This is a genomic window from Bacteroidota bacterium (assembly GCA_020402865.1).
GTDB lineage: Bacteria > Bacteroidota > Bacteroidia > Palsa-965 > Palsa-965.
This window is the reverse complement of record JADBYT010000012.1, coordinates 1-19,465: the sequence shown is the minus strand read 5'-3', so window position 1 is coordinate 19,465 and position 19,465 is coordinate 1. Positions and strand designations below refer to the sequence as shown.

Genomic DNA, 19,465 nt, shown 5'->3' with positions numbered 1-19,465 from the left:
GCGTTGCATCGGTTAATGCAGTGAATTTGAATCAAAACAGAATTTTGGGGAAGATTAAAGTACACCTTCACGCAGCAATGGCCGCACCGGCGGATAATCAATGGTGTAATGCAGTCCGCGACTTTCTTTGCGCAGGCGGGCGTGTTTGAGAATAATGTACGCGCAGTTGATCAGGTTGCGCAACTCGCATACGGACTGCGAAATGGTGGTGCGTTTGTACAGCGCTTCGTTCTCGCGCCAGATTATTTCAAGCCTGTCGAGCGCGCGTTGCAAACGTAAATCAGAGCGAACAATGCCTACATAGCTGCTCATAATCGTTTGCACTTCCTTGCGGCTTTGTGTAATCAGCACCATTTCTTCCGGTGTGGCCGTACCTTCGGCATCCCAGTCGGGAATGCCCTGCGCAAATTCTATTTTTTTAAAGCGCGTAATTGCATCGTGGCTGGCTGTGTGCGCATACACCACCGCTTCAAGCAGCGAGTTGGACGCCAGCCGGTTTGCGCCGTGCAAACCTGTACACGAGCATTCGCCCACCGCATACAGATTTTGCAAACTGCTGCGCCCTGCTTTGTCCACTTTAATGCCACCGCACAGGTAATGCGCCGCAGGCACCACCGGAATGGGCTGTTTGGTAATGTCGATACCAATGCTGAGGCACTTCTTGTAAATGTTCGGGAAGTGCGCAATCAGGTCGTCGGCATTCAGGTGTGTGCAGTCGAGATACACACAGTCGTCGCCGCGCTGCTTGAGTTCATTGTCAATTGCACGGGCCACAATATCGCGCGGGGCGAGTGATTTACGCTCGTCGTACTTGTGCATAAACTCTTTCCCGTCGCGCGTGCGCAAAATGCCGCCATGGCCGCGCATGGCTTCGGTAATGAGAAACGAAGGATGCTCGCCGGGGTTGTAAAGCGAAGTAGGGTGGAACTGAATAAATTCCATGTGCTCTACTTTCCCTTTTGCACGATACACCATGGCAATGCCGTCGCCGGTGGCAATGGTTGGATTGGTGGTGGTGGCATATACGTGGCCCACACCGCCGGTAGCCATCAGCGTAACACGTGCAAGCACGGTTTCCGTTAAACCTGATTCAGTATCGAAAATATAGGCGCCGTAGCAGGTTATATCAGGCGTGCGGCTGTTTACTTCCACACCCAGATGGTGCTGGGTAATTATGTCGATCGCAAAATGATGATCGAGTATGGTAATGTTGGGATGTGTGTGCACCTGTTGCAGCAGGGCCCGCTCAATTTCGTAGCCGGTAATGTCTTTGTGATGCAGAATGCGGTGCTCCGAATGCCCGCCTTCTTTGGCGAGATCATAACCACCATCGGGCTTTTTATCGAACTGCGCCCCCCAGGCGGCAAGCTCCTGCACACGCTCGGTTGATTCGCGCACAACCATTTCCACCACTTCCCGGTCGCATAGCCCGTCGCCGCAGTCGAGCGTGTCAGCAATATGCTTGTCGTACGAGTCGTGCCCGTACATCACGGCTGCAATTCCGCCCTGCGCATACTTCGTATTCGACTCGTCGGCATTGGCTTTGGTAATCATCAGTACCTTGCCGTGTGCTGCCACTTTCAGGGCAAATGTCAAACCGGCAATACCTGAGCCGATGATAAGAAAATCGGTTTGTTTGGCCACGCTGTTAATTTTAACGTAAAACAAAGTTAGTTGTTTGAGAGGCAGTTAGGACTTTTTGTTGCACTTTGATTTTGCAGGATTTTTTGACCGATTGAGGCGCTTTTTGAGTGAATACCTGGAAGGTCTTAGCGAAAAAAGCAACGAAGAGCGGTCAAAAAAGACGTAAAATCATTAGTAAGAAAAAATCCTAACTGCCTCTGAAGTTTCCGTCGGGCATCTCGTACCTTTGTATTATGGAAACACCGACACAACTTCCGTTCATCATATACGCCGAAAGCACACCCAACCCGGCTACCATGAAATTCGTGGCCAATAAATTTCTCCTTCAGGCCGAAGGCGCCACCGCCGAATACAAATCAGCCGCCGACACAGCTGACGCACCTTTACCTGCCCGCCTGTTTCAGTTTCCGTTTGTAAAAGGCGTGTTTGTAACTGCCAATTTCATCACCGTTACAAAGTCTGATATCGTATTGTGGGATGATGTCATTCTCGAACTCCGCGAGTTCATCCGCGATTATCTCAACAAAGGCGGCGCAGTTATCAATAATCTCCCCGAACAAAAAGTGCATACCGACTCCTCGTTCAAAGAAACCACCACGGTATTCACCGAACATGCCGCCCCGCAATCGGAAACCGAACACAAAATTGTGGAAGTGCTCGAACAGTATGTACGTCCGGCAGTAGAATCAGATGGCGGACTCATCACCTTCCGCTCGTTTGAAAACGGCACCGTTACCGTACAGCTCAAAGGCGCTTGCAGCGGCTGTCCTTCATCTACCGTTACACTCAAATCCGGCATCGAGGCGTTGCTTCGCCGCATGGTGCCCGGCGTGAAAGAAGTTGTGGCAGAAGCCATGTAATCGCTGTTTCATTCAAAATAAAACGGCCTTCATTTTCGTGAAGGCCGTTTTGTTTTTGCCGGAATACATTTACCGAAGCAGTGTGCAGCTGCCAATAAGCCGGTGCTTTTTCCCGCGTGAATCCGTATAGTTTATCCGCCATACATATACATCCTGCTGGCATAAATTACCCATATACGAGCCATCCCAGCCTTGCGCAATATCTTTTGTGCTGTAAAGCAACATTCCCCAGCGGTCGAATACAAGCAGTTCGTATTGCTGCACATTGATGCCGTAAGCCTGAAATACATTGTTGTTGCCGTTTCCGTTAGGCGTAAATGCATTTGGAACATAAATAGATGTTTCCTGTTCCACCACAATGGTAATATAAGCCGTGTCTGAACAACCGCTGGAATCCGTTACAATCTGCATGGCCGTGTAAGTGCCCGGGGCGGGATAGGTGTGTGTAATGTTACCAAAGTTGCACACTGTGGTAAAGTCGCCGTCGCCGAAGTAGAACACGCAATTGGTGCCGCCTGAAGAGAGATCGGTAAACGTCACTTGCGGTGAAAGTTCATTTACGGTAGCGGTGTTGGAAATAATGCCGGCTACCGGCTGAGGGAAAATGATTACCGGTCCGAAACTGAATGAATCCACACAGCCTGCGCCGGATACAGCCACCAGTGTGACGGTGTAGGACCCCGCCGTTTGGTATAAGTGTGAGCCATTTTGTGTAACGGAGGTGTTTTGCGACCCCGAAGCCGGGTCGCCGAAGTTCCATAAATAGCTGGTGGCGCCGGTACTGGTGTTGGTAAATGAAACGGTAGCCGGAGCACAATCGCCGGGCGATGCAGTAAAACTTACCAGCGGTGTAGGACTTACGTTTACCGTGAAGGCCTGTGTAACGCTGCAGCCGTTAAAATCGGTTACCGTGGCGTTGTAGGTTGTAGTTACAGTGGGCCATACACTTTGTGTAAGACCGGGCGGCAGGCTGTTGTCCCACGTAACCGTGTATGGGCCGGTGCCGCCTCCGGGTGTGGCAGTTATTACAGATGTATCGCCATTGCAAATGGTGGTAGTACCCGCCAGCGCCACACTAAGTGCTGCGGGTTGTGTAATGGTAAAATTCAGTGTACTGCTGCATCCGCTCGAATCGGTTACGGCTACAGTATAAGCACCTGCACAAAGCCCGTTGGCCGAGTTGGTGGTGCTTACATTGGGTGTCCACGCATAAGTAAACGGCGGTGTGCCCAGTGCCGTAATGGCAATTGTGCCGTTGCAGTCGCCGTTGCACAACGCATCGGTTTGGGTGGACGTGGTGGATACGCTGTTCTGCGCCTGCACCGTAACTATTGCCGTATCCGGGATACCGCACGATACTACATCCGTAATCAGTACAGAGTAGGTGCCCGCACATAAGCCGGTTGCCGTAGGCCCGTTGCCGCCGCTGGGCAGCCATTGGTAGGTGAACGGACCTACGCCGCCCTGCACAGTAACCGATGCCGTACCGTTACATGTATTGCACACATCGGGCGTGTTGGCCAGTGTGTAGGTAAAGGCCGATGAACATTGAAGAAAATCAATAAACACCCCCGAATCATAGAAACAGTCCGACGCATCGGCAATAGCCACTTTGAAATGATACGACTGGCAGGGCACAAGCCATACCGAAGACGTGATGACTGTAGTTAAGCCATTAAATTCAATGGTTGTGCCGGTTGAATTATCTACATAATACGCACAGTTAACACACGGGCCGGTGTTGGTATTGCCATTGTTAATGGTATTGATACCCACAGGAATATTGGGCGGAATGGTGGCAATGTTTAATCCCGTGTATTGACCGCCGGCCGGATTAGGACCGCTGATGAAAAAGCCGAAAATATCGTTGATCGAATTCACAAACACCGGATATTCATCGGATCCGAATACGAAACGAATTGTAAGCGAATCGCATTGAGGAAGAATGTCGAATTCGAGAATACACACATCATTTTGTGCAGTAGGATCAATGGCTATCAGGTCGGGGTCGTTAAACGGATTGCCGTTGGGATTTAGACACGTCCCGACATCAAATGATGTGGTGTTCGGGAAGGGAATGCTGTCAGCCAGTCCGGTGCCCAGAAAAATTCCGTTGTTCAGGCCCAGGTTTGTGGTATTTCCATTGGAAAAACTGGCATACGCCCCGCTGGGGCAATTCAACGTAATATTGCTTACTGTTAAGCCTGATCCCACCAGGGCACTTAAAAGCTGATTGGTGGTGACTGTTGAATTTACCGTTAACTGTGCTTTTATTATGCCCGCTAAAAGCAGGAATAATAAGGACAGATTGTATCTGACCTGTTTCATGTGTTTGTCTTGAATTACCGTGTTACCGGAAGTGAATAATGTGTTGCGCTTTTACAAAGATAAAAATAGCTGGCATACAAGCAAGGTAAATGCTTCATCTTGAAAACAATATGTGTTTGTTTGGCATAAATTCAACCCGCCTGAATCACATACTAATAATCATTCGGTCAGTAAATTGGGAAAATTAAGTGCTGTTTCTATTTGTAAAAACAAAGCCTCCTGAATTTGTCAGAAGGCTTTGCGGCAAACACAATTGCAGTAACTAACTGCAATCAAACACAGACTACAGTATTTTGTAGGTGATATCTTCGAGCGTAACCACGTTTCCGTCGGCTCCAAGGGCTTTGATATTGGTAAGCGTAACCCGGTCGCCACGTTTTAATTTGCTGAAGTTTTGTTTAGCCGCATCCGGGAAAGAAGCATTGCCTGAATTGAAACTTGAAGAAGCTCCGCTCGCACCTGGAATCTCCACAGTGAAAGATACCACACGGGCTTTGGCATCAAATTCAAAATTCGGATCATAAAACGGAATCACACCGGGGCAGGCTAACAGTTGCGCTTTTGTAATGGTGCCACCGGGAGCAGAAAGACAACTCAATCTTGCTACAGGTTTAGGCAAAGGCTTTACCCTGAATTTCATACTGCCCATATTTCTGGTTTTGCCATCTATTTCTGCAATAACCTGCACATTGGCAAATCCGGTTTTAGGTTTCGTAACAATGTATTGTCCGTTTCCTTTAGGGGTAAGCACGCCATTATCAATACTCACCCGAAGTTTTTCATTCGGAATACCCGGCACGGAAACGGAAATCGGATTTTCCAGTCCCGCATACATTACATTCATTTTATCCGCACTCACCGTCAATGCAGGCCGCGCCACAATGTATTCCGACTGAAACGGGAATTGCATCAATTGCCCTTTTGGTGTGCGCATATTGATTACGCCGTTATACTGCTTAATTCCTTCACTGCTGGCCGGAACCAGGTATTTACCAATACCCCGTTCTACATTTACACTGTCGAAACTACCGCGCATTTTCCCCGTGGCGGGATCATAGTCACCGAGATAAATTTGAGGTTTGAGTGTTTTATTAAATGCGGCGAGGAAAATATCGGCCTGATAATTTTCGCCAAGCAGTACATAGTTACTTTGCGCTACAATACGCGCTGCCACCGTATCGAACGGAATTATATCGGCTTCGGTTTCGCGCAGCAGGGCATCCACCACATCGCTTTCGGCACTTTTTACATCATCCTGAATTTTCGAAAGCAAGGCCACCGAAGCCGCCAGCGGCGAATGATAAAACGTTTTCATTTCCCACGTTTTGAGTTCCGGCTCATTCACCGGATCGCGGGTGTCGATATTGAGGTTTACCGATTTGCGCGTTTCAGGTTCAAGCAATCCAAGCAGTTTTGACTGGTATTCGTTCAGCTTTTGTTTTAATACATGCGCTTCACCGTTTGAGCCATCCTCGGCGGTGCCTACCAGAATATTGGTTGGAATATCATAGTTGTCTTTCGCCTCCACAAACTGCAGTCTGATGGTGTCTTCTTCGTGGTTGGCAAAACCTTCTGTTTCGCGTATCAATCGCCGTTTCAGCTGGTCGATATGGCTGTTGAGTGCTTTCGAAAGTCGCCGTGCTTCCTGCGCTTTTTTCCAGTTCCCGCCCACGCGCAGCGGATCTACACTTTTACGTGCGTCAAATTCAGCATACAACGCAGAAATATCGCGGTCTATTCCGGCGCCGGTATTTTCCAGTCCGGCATTCACCGTTACAAATGCATCCAGAATTTCTTTTGATACATTCAGCGCCAGCAGCGCCGTAAGCACGAGATACATCATGCCAATCATTTTTTGACGGGGAGTTTGTTTGCCTGATGCCATGTTTCTTCAGTATTAAGCGTTCGCAACTATTCGTTTTTGAACTCCTAATACCGCATTCAGGAAAAAGGTACACGCCTGCCCGAAAAAAATCCTGACAGCCACACAGACTTATTCTAAAGTGCGCTGACTTTACTCGGTCACAACCACTCGGCTGCAAATTACACCGGATGTGGTAGTGATTCGAAGAATATATACACCCGGCGGCAATGTGCCGGTTTCTAATTTCCAGCCGTTTCCGAAAGCCGTAGCCGCGAATTGTGAAACACTGAGCCGGTTTGCCTGGGCATCAAACAACTCCAGCTGAACCACATTTTCGTTTTGGGGCAGGCTGATGTAGCGTGGCGTGGCTGCACTGGCCGGGTTGGGGAAAATGCGCATTGTTTGCGGGGCCGCTGTAGCAGGCAGCGCCGTGGTAAGCAGCGTGAGTTTTATCACGGTGCCGTTGGCCCCCACACACCAGCCGGCACTGTCGTTGGGGAAGTGTATGGCCCAGAGCCTTTCGGCAAGGCCGGTTGACTGTTGCAGCCATAGTCCGCCGCCGTTGGAGGTGGTAAATACGCGGCCCGAATCACCGGCTACCCAGCCGGTGGTGGTGGTGGTAAACCAGGCGCCGTTGAGGCTTTTGGTGCTGCCAGGCTGCTGGCTTATCCAGTTGCCGCTGCCGTCGGTTTTCAGCACTTTGCCGTTGTGGGTGGTCACATACACATCGGTCGGGGCGGGAGCGCGCACAGCTTTAAGCGTATCGAGCGGGGGCGGGGGCGGTCCGTTAATCCAGCTTGTGCCGCCTGTAATGGTTTTCTGAAAATTGCCGTTTCGCCCGCTCAGGTAACCATTGCTGGCATCGGCAAATCCAATCGAGAAAATATCCTGATTAACTGCCGTGCCGACCTGTGTCCACACCAGCCCGCCATTCACCGTGCGCAGGCATAGTCCACCCTGGCCGGCCACATAGCCGGTATCACTGTTGAAAAACCAGATCGTACGCAGCTTGCTTACCGAATTGCTTACCTGAGGCACCCAGTTCTGGCCGCCATCGGTGGTAGCCAGAATCACTCCGCCATCGCCCGCTGCCCAGCCCTGCTGCGTATCGGCAAACCAAACCGCATTGAGCGCCGTACTCACCCCCGATGTTTGAGGCTGCCAGTTCTGACCACCATCGGCCGTATGAATAATGGTGCCGCCTGCCCCCACGGCCCAGCCACTTTGCCCGTTTGCAAAATGTACCGAAAACAGCGTGGAAGAAGTCCCCGGATTTTGTTGCACCCATTGCGCCAGTATCGGTTTAAAATACAGCAGGCCAAATAGTAAAATCAGGGTCGGGAGTCGTTTCATAGCAGCTTCAAAGATAATCGTTAAAATTCTCGTTCAATTCCTGATAATAAACTAATTGCCACGCTGTTTAACCGGATTTATTCTTAGTTCATCGTGTCGTGCATTTATTTATCGAAGAGGAGTAACCATAACTGAATAGAATCGTTTAATGTCATTATCGCTCAATACCCATGATTACACTTCCACTCAGACGTAATTTATTGCTTCTGCTGTCGGCGTTATTTGTGACTTGTTCGTCAGTGGCGCAAAGCCTTGCCAATTACACGGTTACACGCAATACCGGGATTACTTTCTCGCCTATCAATGCTATTGCTTTTCCCTGTAATAGCTGGCGGTATTCGGGTGGTTTTCAGCAAGATGACAACAGAAGTAATCCGATTCCGATTGGGTTTGATTTCTGGTACAACGGCGTGCGTTACACCGAACTGAGTGTGTCCACAAACGGGTATGTCGATTTCTCAGCCTCTGCGGCTGATGGAGGGCCCACTACCGGGCCTTACGGCTATTTCAACGGACAGTTTTCGGTATCGGGCGGAACAAATAATGCGCTGGCCGTTTTTTATGACGATCAGACCACGCAGGGCGGCTCCGATCCGCTTGGCCTGAGTATCCGCTATCTGGTTACGGGCAGCGCCCCCAATCGTGTGCTCACGGTTGAGTGGTTCAATATGGCCATTTATCTCAACACAACCCCCAATCTCAATTATCAGCTAAAACTTTACGAAACTACCGGGCAGATTCAGTACGTGTATGGCAACATGACACAGGGAACAGCCAATTTCTCCTATACCATAGGCATGAATGCGGCTGTACTCAATTTTATACCCACTGCTGCCCAGTTGCGCACACAGCAAACGGCGAATACCGCTACTTTCAGCAATACGCCGCAAAACAACCTTACGGCCATGCCGGCCACTAATTCGCGCCTCAATTTTGTGCCGCCGGTTCCTACTGCTACAACCGGTACACTCACTTTTAGCGGAGTAACCTCAAATCAGATGACACTTTCGTGGCCTAACTGGGCTACCAACGAAGTGGGCTATGTAATTTACAGTTCGGTTGATGGTGTTAACTACGATTTTGAATTGCAAACTGCGGCCAATGCCACCAGCTCAATCATTACCGGCCTTTACGCCGCAACCACCTATTACTGGCGTGTATATGCCGTAACCGAAGGCGCAATCGGCACACCGCTTACGGGCACGCAGGCTACTGCCGCCGGAACTACATTTATTTCGGTGCAAAGCGGAAACTGGAACACCGGCAGCACCTGGAATGCAGGTACAGTGCCCGGTGCGTCGGATAACGTGATCGTAGCAAACGGACATACCGTGACCATCAATGCCAATTCGGCCTGCAACAACCTGCAGGTCGGGCAGGGAGGAACAGCCTCACTCCGTTTCGGAAACAACAATACCTCACGCACACTTGATGTGGGCGGAAACATTCTGGTGCGGCAAAATGCATCGTTTACAGTAAACACCGCGTCGCTTATTACACATCAGCTGTTTGTAAACGGAAACATAGCCAATGCCGGAACCATTGATTTTGCGCCCACAGGGACATCGCTTTGTGATGTGACCTTTGACAATCCCTACGCCAATCAGTTGGTGAATGGAGTAGGAACGGTAAACCGCTACAACCGAATTACCATTAATAAAGTAGATAATACCATCCGGCAGGTTGATTTTGCAACCAGCACATTCACCGCCGCCATTGGTTTCCTCTCGCTTGTGCAGGGCACATTCAAACTTTCGGTAACCGGCCCTGTAAATGTAATCCCGTTTAATGCTACCGCAAATATTCCCCGTAATGCCCGCCTCTGGATAAACAGCAATTTTGCCACGGTATCAACCACAGGCGGAAACATTAACCTGTATGGCGAACTTCGGATTACGGGCGGAACTGTGAATATTGGAAATAATGCTAATCAGAATATTGTTTCCTATGGCGGATTGGTTAACGTTTCGGGCGGTACATTAAATATTGCAGGCAGGCTTGATCGTGTGAATTCTACTTCGCTGGTGAGGCTTACTATTTCGGGCGGTCAAATAAACGTGCCTGTGGTGAGTTCTACGTCAACAACAAGCTGGCCGATTATGATGGATGTTCCCGGCTCGCAGTTTACACAAAGCGGAGGCACGATTGTAATTAAACGAGAAGGCGGTACCGGCGGACAGGATCTGGGATTTAACGGAAGTGGTGTGGTGATTTCAAATGTAACCGGCGGCGTACTTCAGATTGGTGATGCAACTACACCTGCCGCTCAGATCATGAATATCCGTACGGTGGCACCCGTGGGCAATTTACTGGTGAATAGCGCCAATGCTACCGCACGCATCATCAACGACCCGCTTACCGTAATTGCCGACGTAACACTTGCGGCAGGAACATTCAATGCAAACAACCAGAATGTAACACTGGGCGGAAACTGGGTGAACACCGGCGGGGTCTATCAGCCTGGCACCAATACCACCACTTTTAACGGAGCTTCGCCGCAAACTATTTCACGCACCCTGGCCGATGAAAATTTCAATAACGTGGTGTTCTCCGGTGCAGGTGTAAAAACACTGCTTTCCAACATCGGCTGCAACAACCTGAATGTTTTTACCAATGCCAATGTGGACGCCGGTACGCCAGGATTTACGATTAACCTGCGTGGCAACTGGGCCAGTGCAGGTACTTACAACGGACAAACATCGGGTACCGTTGTGTGCAATGGCACAGTTGCTCAAACACTTTCCGGGCCGGCAATTACTAATTTCCGAAACATGACCATACAAAATACTGCCGGTGTAAGCATTACTTCCGCACAAAATCTGCTCGGTACCCTCACCCTCACCAGTGGCATTTTCACCACTACCGGACAAGCATTTACCCTTGTTTCAAATACACAGGGCACTGCACGTATTGCAACCATCACCGGCGGCGATATTACCGGAAATATCATCATGCAACGCCACATTTATCAAGGCCCCACAAACTGGCGGCAAATGTCAACAGCTGTGAGCGGACAAACCTTCGAAAGTTGGGATGATGATCTCATCACGGCCGGTTTTCCCGGTTCAGATTATCCCAATCTGAACGGATTCTACTCCATTGCCCCCTACGATGAAACGCAACCTGGCCCGAAAGAATTCGGTTATGCACCCCCGGCCAATTCAAACGACCCCATTTTAACGAATCGCGGCTATTATGTCTATGTCGGACCACTTGCAGTGACGGTTGATGTAGATGGCCCGCCGAATAAATTTACCCGCAACATTCCCCTTTCTTACACCCCTTCTGCAGGATATCTGGAAGATGGATGGAATATGGTGCCCAATCCTTATCCTTCATCAATTAACTGGGACAATGCGGGCTGGACACGCACCGGAATTGAAGCTGCAGTGTATGTGTGGAATCCCGTGATTAACCAGTATGCCACATATGTAAGCGGAATTGGTACCAACGGAGGAACAGCAAACATTCCTTCGTCGCAGGCATTTTGGGTGCATGCCATTGCATCTTCGCCCTCACTCAGCATGACGGAGAGTGTCAAGTCGGCCACAGATGTGGCGTTTATGCGCATGAATACCGCTACAGCACCTACCGGACTGATGCGGCTTTCAGTAACCGACGGCAATGTGCGGAATGATGAACTGATTATTCGATTTTACGCAGGTGCAACGGATGGTTTTGATGCCGACTATGATGCCTGGAAACTGCCCAGCAGTGATACACTCATGCCCACATTCTCGTCGCTCATCAACGACTCAATGGATGCTTCCGTTAATTCAATGGCACCGCTGGGCAATGACGTGTCAATACCTGTACGCCTCAAAGTGGGTGTGAGCGGACAATACACCATTTCCCGCGATTCGCTCTGGACTATGCCCAACAGCGCCTGCATCATTCTCGAAGATTTGCTCACCGGTACACTCACCAATTTGCAGAATACATCCAGCTATACCTTTACCATTTCGGATACAACCGAGCACCCGCGCTTTGTTTTGCACACAGGCGTATCGCTTGCAAAATCATCAGTAGCCGCTACCTGTGGCACAACGGCAAACGGTAAAGCCATTGCGCGCGGCACCGGAAACGGCCCGTGGAATTATACCTGGCTCGATGCTCAAAACAATGTGATTGCTACGCACACCGGAATAACCGGATACGATACGCTGCACAGCATTACGGCCGGTGTTTACACCGTGCAGGTAACCGGAAACAGCGGGCTCTGCGGCTACCGCGAAGATACCATACACGTAAACGGTCCGCTGCCTGTAATGCCACTCACCAGCATCACTCCCGCAACCTGCAGCAATACTACCGACGCCACCATACGCATTACACAAATTGCAGGCGGCACCGGCCCTTATCAGCTCCTCTGGCCCGATGGCTCTCAACTTGATTCGCTGAGCGGTATTCCCACCGGCACATACATACTGCAAATTACCGATGCCAACGGATGTGTAACTGCACAAACCATTAATGTACCCGCACTCAACAACGTGCAGCCCGCATTTACGCTCAATACCGATACACTTGAATTTACCTACCCGCTGGTTACTTCCAACTTCACCAACGGAGCCACCTCGTATCTCTGGAATTTCGGCGATGGCGGGCAATCCACTCAGGCAAATCCGGTGTACTACTACAACCAAACCGGCAATTACACCGTAACACTCACCGCACAGGCCGGCATCTGCACCGATTCGGTTTCCATGCAGCTGCATGTGTATGATCCCACCGGTATAAACGAAACAACAGCCGCTGCCATTCAGCTTATCAATGCGCCCGGTGCAATTCTTGTAAACTTCAATACACCGCTTAACGAACAAGCCACCATTCGTGTGTACGACCGTAGCGGACGCATTGTAGCCGAGCACATGCATCCCGCTTCAGGCATTGCCGCTGTTCCCATGCACACACAAGCCGAAGGAATCTACATTGTGCAGATAACCGTAAAGCACGAAGTGATGAAAACAGCCAAAGTCATGCTGCTGCATTCACACTAACAGGCTATAAAATGCAATTCGTTTGCTTTTGTGGTGATCGGAGAATATCATGCGCCGCACAAAATTGCAGCAGCAGATCACGCACACTCCAACGCAAAAATTAAACCTGCTGATAGTGCATTGCCACCAGCATAATAGCTTGGCACATCATTCGGTAAGCACAACTGGCAGCACAAGCAGTTTTTCGCTTACCTGCACAGTAAGCATATACACTCCCCGCGCTTCGTGGCCAATTAACGTATGTAAAGACAATTGATTGGCACCGGCATGCAGTACTTTCTGTTCCAGCGCAACCAATCGTCCCGAAGCATCCGTCACACGAATCACCGCGGTTGCTGCCACATCTGCTTGCAGCTGTAGCACACCCGAAGCATTGCATGGATTCGGATACACACCTGCAGCCAAACCACCCTGCGCTACTGAAAAGCCTGTGGTAAGATCAATCAGCACACCATCGCTCACTGCTGTTGTACTGCGAAGCCCCGCACCATTTTCGGCACGCACGCTGAGATAATACCATTGATTGGTAACCAGCGTGAGATTACTCAGCGAAACCGTATCAAATCCCCAGTTTGGCGACCAGCTCACCACATCCGAATCACCGGCAGCAGTGCCTATTGCATACCAATAGGTGGCCAGCCCCGAATGCGGATCAGACGAAGCCGACCAGTTGCCGCTGAGTGTGGTGGACGAAAGCGATAAATCAATATCGCCTGCCGGACCATCATTTACCGTATCAATCATCAACGGCTGCGTCCAGTCCACATTCACATCCTGATAGGCAATCGCCGAAAGATTATTGGCCGAATCACGCACAATTGATTTGATACGCCCGGCTGGTGTAAGTGGGTTGGTATTCTGATAACGCAGCTCACACAAGGCGCAGTTGCCCACATTTACCGTAACCGGCTGATTACTGAAGCGCGAGCGATACACTTTAAAATTATCAATCTGCCAGTTGCTGTTTCCGCTTCTGAACGAAACCGCATTGCCGTTTGCAAGCGGCGTCGGGTCTGTCCAGCTTCCGATATATACATTGTTCTGATATACCTCAATTTTTCCGGTAATGCGGTCGTAAATCACTTTCCAGTCATACCACTGTCCGGCCACAGTAGTCATGCTCACCGAATTTCGCAGCGTAATCACATCATTCACCACCTCATAAAATTCGCACACACCCTGATCAACCCTGAACCAGACAAAGTATGAATTGCCACGATTGGTAAGCGATGCACTGTCGCAGAAAAAATGAAAACCACCGCGACGGTTATTCCCCGTGCCGTCTATTTTTCCGGCCCAGTGGTAGAGGTATTTGTTGGAAAGGTTTTGGGTGAGTGATGCGTAAATATTGGTGTTGCTTATGTTCTCATCGCTTTGTTCAAGCGAGGCATTTGTAATTGCCCATGTACCCGTTACAGCTGTCCATTCGGGATGAATGGTTGTTTGGTCAAAATTGTCGCTGAAGAAACCGCGCGAAGCATTGGCGCGCCAGTCATTTCCGTCGAAATCAATAATCTGGTAAAAGCTTTTTTCAAGTCCGCTGCCGCCGGCATTATCTGTTTCAGCAAACGAGGCGCTGAAGTTTGCCGTTTGCCAGTTTCCGCTTACAGCCAAACTTGTGGTGGGTGCCGTGTTATCGGTGCTCGGCGTGTTTGATGTACTTGTCCATGAAGCCGCCCAGCCGCTGCCATTGGTGGCACAGTCTGAACGGAATTCAATGGTAATGCTTCCGCCACTTGAAGTAATGGTTCCGGGATTGGCGTTGCCTGTATAGCTGCCAAGGAGTGGGGAAGAGGTGGAATTTCCATCGTAGATGTAGAGGTAATCCCATGTGTTTTCTATGGCAAATGCACTAAAGTTGAGTGTAACTGAAGTGGCATTGGTTGGTGCAATACGCCAGATCAGGCGCTCGTCGTCGGCATAGTTGCTGCTTTGTCCGCCACTGTCGTAAAAATTGCCGGTTACTGCAGTGTACACGGTAGCTGCAGGTAGCGTGTTGTTGATGAGCTGATAGAAACGGTTCCAGTCCCAGTTCACGCCCGGGTCGTTGTGGGTTTGGTTGGGATAATGCTGGTGTCCTTTTACGCGAGTGCAGTTGCCGGGAATCGACGACTGGTTGTAATACGTAGTGGCAAGCCACGGCCAGAAACCGGTACGCATCGGGTTGATGTTGTTGTCGGTACAGATGTTGCGCGTCAGATCGGCCGATGATTGATACATAGCCGTGGTGTACCAGGCCGGATTGGTTACATAGCCTTCGTGCTCAATACCCACCGTGTAAGGATTCTCGCTGCCCACATGCCACGCTTTCTGCGATTCAAGCACCATTTGTGTAACCTGCCCGTCGCTTGAGCGCACCACATAGTGCGCACTCACGCCCGCGGCACAGTTCTGAAACCACGAAATACACCCGGCGTAGCTTCCCTGCACGGTATGAATGGTTACTGCCGAAATGGCCACACTATTCCGCGAACTGAAATTGCACGTGGCAGCCGGATTCCAAAGTGCCGGGCCGTAATCGGGCGACTGAACAGATGGTACTGAAGGAGTAATATTACTGGCATTGATTTGATATTCTCCTGCATCTCCGGATGGTATCTTATTTCGGCTTATCCGGATGTGTGAGGAGGAAAGCAACTTTATATTACTTCCGAAAATAGAAGGTGTATCCAGCTGCCACACAGGAAATCCGTAATAAAGCGCGTACTCCTGATTACTCAGAAATGCGTACAGCCCATAAAGCCAGACATCATGTACGAATATGCGGTTAATATCCTCAGCCGCATCTGCGCCCATGTGCATTTCCAAAGTGTTTAAGCGTTGCGGAAACTCATTTAAAAACTGCATGTTCAGCAGGTAATATTCGGGGCTGATTGCATTGCCATTTGCATTCTTGCTCATCAGGCTGTCAAGTGCTGCTGCATAAGCGAGAATAGCCGTACGCGGATCTGTTTTTATTTGCTCTGGTGTGCAGTGTGCCGTTTTTGCAATGATTTGAAGAGTGGGGGTAAACCATCCCTTACCGTCTTCAATCAACCCCATTACACTCCAGGCACGCGGCATACCCGTGCAGCTTTCCGGTACAGATGCATCCAGATGCTGAAACCGCGTATTTACAAATGCCACCGCTTCAAGCGAACCTCGCTTCAATAGCGGATAGCGTGAATAAGCTTCGTCAAAGTATGCCGCATAGGCATTTACCGGCAATTGATCTTCAATAGCACGCAATGAAATTGCTGGCATAAATAATGCCAGAAACAGAAAAAGCTTACGCATGGGAAATTGCTGAATATTGGTTTTGGTTCAGCAATATAACAAAAAGGCAATGCCCGTTTATTACCGGTTTATGCCGCCAAATTCAAACATCACACCTACACGTATTACCGTATTGACGTAAATTGTGTAGTTGGGGATTGTGCTGCGACTGTAAACCGGAAAAAGAAAAGTAGCCATAGCCGACAGCCTCGGACCGAATTGCTGGGTATAACCGCCTCCCACCAGTGCATAATTCAGTAAAATTGCCCGGCGACGGGTGCCGCCAATTGCTTCAAAACGTAAACCCTCGTACTCACCATGCACAAATAAATTCCCGAAAATATAGCCCCTGGCCCAAATACTTCCGCCAATAATATTGGCACGCAAAATTGATGAACTTTGCGGAACACGCTGGCGGTAATAACGGTAAGTACCGCCAACACCTGCGTGTACACGTTCAAATAGTTTATATCCTACCATGGGTGAAGCATCGATGTAAGTTAAATTCCCGAACTGCAAACCCACGTTTCCACCAACCACCAGCTTATCCATAAGCGGCGAACGGTACTCTTCCGTTTCGTCGCCCAAGGTTTGTGCATTCAATCCGGTACATACAACTGCTAAAAGCAGCACAAGAATAAAATATATACGTTTCATAACGCTAAAGGTACAAAGGCCAAGCCAAATTGCAGAAGCGCCAGTTAAAAGACCGATTAATTTATACGTTTTGCCCGCGGAACTTTAACTTCGCTGTGCCGGTCAATTCCGGTTCATCAAATGAATATACTTATTACAGGAGCCAGCAAAGGTATTGGTGCACAGCTTGCAGCTCAGCTTGCCGCACAAGGGCACAACGTTATTGCAGCCTCACGAAACATTACCGGATTACGCCGCCTCACTGCGGAAATTGACGGAAATACCCCCGGCGCGGCCATACATACCTTGCCGCTTGATCTTACTGATCATTATTCGGCCAATTCATTCAGTGAGCGGATTGGTACAATAGTGCCACATCTTGATGTACTAATTAATAATGCAGGCGCATTACTTAATAAACCCTTCACTGAAATTACCCATGAAGAACTGACCCACATCTATCAGGTCAATGTGTTTGGGCCTTTCAGACTTATGCAACTGATGCTGCCCTTACTTGACGCCGCCCCCGGAAAAGCACATATAGTAAACATCAGTAGTATGGGCGGTGTGCAGGGCAGCGCCAAATTCCCCGGACTTTCAGCCTACAGCTCATCTAAAGCAGCACTTGCAAACCTTTCCGAATTACTCGCCGAGGAATTCAAATCGTATAATATCAGTGTAAACTGCCTCGCACTTGGTGCGGCACAAACCGAAATGCTTGAAAATGCATTCCCGGGCTATCAGGCTCCGCTGTCTGCTGCGGAAATGGCTGAGTATGTGGGCTGGTTCGCCTTAAACGGACATAAGTATTTCAATGGAAAGATTCTGCCGGTAGCATTAAGTACACCTTAACGCAATAGGGTGTTAAAATTAAATAGGCTGTAAATCAGCATACTGGGTAATCACTATGAAAAAAAGAACCTGTAGTGCTTGCAGGTATCAGAACTCCCGCTACTTTTGCAGCCCCGTTCAACAACGGAACGTTCTTTAAGACGCGGTTCATCAAGGTTTGCAAAGGCCACAGAAAAAAATCTTTGAAAAAAGATTTGCAGATTAAAAATTAAACTCTGTATCTTTGCAGCCCGTTTTCGACAAAACGTTCTTTCAAACACGAAAACGCTGAAAAATAAATCAAAAAAAGTTTGGTGGTTTCGAAATCGGTTGTACTTTTGCAGCCCGTTTCAATAAAAGAAACCAACGTTCTTCGAAAGAAAAATTTTTTCAGAAAAGTTTGGAGGTGTCAAAATTGGTTGTACTTTTGCAGCCCGTTTCGACAGAAAGGTTGAAAAACTTCTTCGAAAAAAAATCGAAAAAAGTTTGGAGATAACGAAATTGGTTGTACTTTTGCAGCCCGTTTCGACAAACAAAAAGAAAACGGAACACGTTCTTAATACAGCTTGACTGATTCGCCGGTTCGCCGGATATTAATATCAGAAAGTTCTTTGAAAGATTGGGAAAGGCCAAAATTAAATTAGGAAGTAATGTATTATCACTCACTTCACCGAGTCGTGAAGGAGTAGTGATAACCTGGTAAAAATTGTCCCCCCCCGTGGGGACGCCAAATCAAACTTACAATGGAGAGTTTGATCCTGGCTCAGGATGAACGCTAGCGGCAGGCCTAATACATGCAAGTCGAGGGGCAGCGGGTGTAGCAATACATGCCGGCGACCGGCGCACGGGTGCGTAACACGTATGCAATCTACCTATAACTGGGGTATAGCTCGGAGAAATTCGAATTAATCCCCCATAAAATCGCAGAGGGGCATCTCTCAACGATTAAAGTTCCGACGGTTATAGATGAGCATGCGCGACATTAGCTAGTTGGTGAGGTAACGGCTCACCAAGGCGACGATGTCTAGGGGATCTGAGAGGACTAACCCCCACACTGGTACTGAGACACGGACCAGACTCCTACGGGAGGCAGCAGTAAGGAATATTGGACAATGGTCGCAAGACTGATCCAGCCATGCCGCGTGCAGGTAGAAGGCCCTATGGGTTGTAAACTGCTTTTGTATGGGAATAAACCCTCCTACGTGTAGGAGGCTGAATGTACCATAAGAATAAGGGTCGGCTAACTTCGTGCCAGCAGCCGCGGTAAGACGAAGGACCCGAGCGTTATCCGGATTCATTGGGTTTAAAGGGTGCGTAGGCGGATTGATAAGTCAGTGGTGAAAGCCCGCAGCTTAACTGCGGAACTGCCATTGATACTGTTGATCTTGAATGTGTTTGATGTGGGCGGAATATGACATGTAGCGGTGAAATGCTTAGATATGTCATAGAACACCGATTGCGAAGGCAGCTCACAAAGCCACTATTGACGCTGAGGCACGAAAGCGTGGGGATCAAACAGGATTAGATACCCTGGTAGTCCACGCCGTAAACGTTGATTACTCGTTGTTAGCGATATACTGTTAGCGACTAAGCGAAAGCGTTAAGTAATCCACCTGGGGAGTACGACCGCAAGGTTGAAACTCAAAGGAATTGACGGGGGCCCGCACAAGCGGTGGAGCATGTGGTTTAATTCG

Annotated in this window: 9 protein-coding genes and 1 rRNA gene; 4 read left to right on the top strand and 6 right to left on the bottom strand. The window is 49.2% G+C overall.

Annotation, left to right across the window (positions count from 1 at the left end; all coding sequences use genetic code 11):
• Positions 1-54: 54 nt before the first annotated feature.
• Complete coding sequence (gene nadB / locus IM638_09920) at positions 55-1,644, bottom strand: L-aspartate oxidase (protein MCA6363344.1); 1,590 nt, start codon at positions 1,642-1,644, stop codon at positions 55-57.
• Positions 1,645-1,877: 233 nt separating this feature from the next.
• Between nadB and IM638_09915 the strand changes: the two genes are divergently transcribed.
• Positions 1,878-2,504, top strand: a complete 627-nt coding sequence (locus tag IM638_09915) for a NifU family protein (protein MCA6363343.1) — start codon at positions 1,878-1,880, stop codon at positions 2,502-2,504.
• Between the two features lie 69 nt (positions 2,505-2,573).
• Here IM638_09915 and IM638_09910 read toward each other — a convergent pair whose 3' ends face one another.
• The 3 genes from IM638_09910 to IM638_09900 form a co-directional block, all read right to left on the bottom strand.
• Complete coding sequence (locus IM638_09910; GenBank protein MCA6363342.1) at positions 2,574-4,832, bottom strand: choice-of-anchor L domain-containing protein; 2,259 nt, start codon at positions 4,830-4,832, stop codon at positions 2,574-2,576.
• A gap of 283 nt (positions 4,833-5,115) precedes the next feature.
• Complete coding sequence (gene gldM, locus IM638_09905) at positions 5,116-6,717, bottom strand: gliding motility protein GldM (GenBank protein MCA6363341.1); 1,602 nt, start codon at positions 6,715-6,717, stop codon at positions 5,116-5,118.
• Positions 6,718-6,846: 129 nt separating this feature from the next.
• The gene (locus IM638_09900) at positions 6,847-8,049 is read right to left on the bottom strand and encodes a T9SS type A sorting domain-containing protein (GenBank protein MCA6363340.1); all 1,203 of its coding nucleotides are present in this window, start codon (positions 8,047-8,049) and stop codon (positions 6,847-6,849) included.
• Between the two features lie 170 nt (positions 8,050-8,219).
• Between IM638_09900 and IM638_09895 the strand changes: the two genes are divergently transcribed.
• On the top strand, positions 8,220-13,049 hold the full coding sequence (locus IM638_09895) for a PKD domain-containing protein (protein MCA6363339.1): 4,830 nt from the start codon (positions 8,220-8,222) through the stop codon (positions 13,047-13,049).
• Between the two features lie 147 nt (positions 13,050-13,196).
• Here IM638_09895 and IM638_09890 read toward each other — a convergent pair whose 3' ends face one another.
• Both IM638_09890 and IM638_09885 read right to left on the bottom strand, forming a co-directional pair.
• Complete coding sequence (locus IM638_09890) at positions 13,197-16,325, bottom strand: N-acetylmuramoyl-L-alanine amidase (protein ID MCA6363338.1); 3,129 nt, start codon at positions 16,323-16,325, stop codon at positions 13,197-13,199.
• 60 nt (positions 16,326-16,385) lie between these two features.
• Positions 16,386-16,961 (bottom strand): hypothetical protein, encoded by a 576-nt coding sequence (locus IM638_09885; protein ID MCA6363337.1) that lies wholly within the window; start codon positions 16,959-16,961, stop codon positions 16,386-16,388.
• A 120-nt stretch (positions 16,962-17,081) separates the two neighbouring features.
• Here IM638_09885 and IM638_09880 point away from each other — a divergent pair, with 120 nt between their 5' ends.
• Together IM638_09880 and IM638_09875 are read left to right on the top strand one after the other, a co-directional pair.
• Positions 17,082-17,792 (top strand): SDR family oxidoreductase, encoded by a 711-nt coding sequence (locus IM638_09880; protein ID MCA6363336.1) that lies wholly within the window; start codon positions 17,082-17,084, stop codon positions 17,790-17,792.
• A 719-nt stretch (positions 17,793-18,511) separates the two neighbouring features.
• Positions 18,512-19,465 (top strand): 16S ribosomal RNA (locus IM638_09875); the annotation flags it as partial.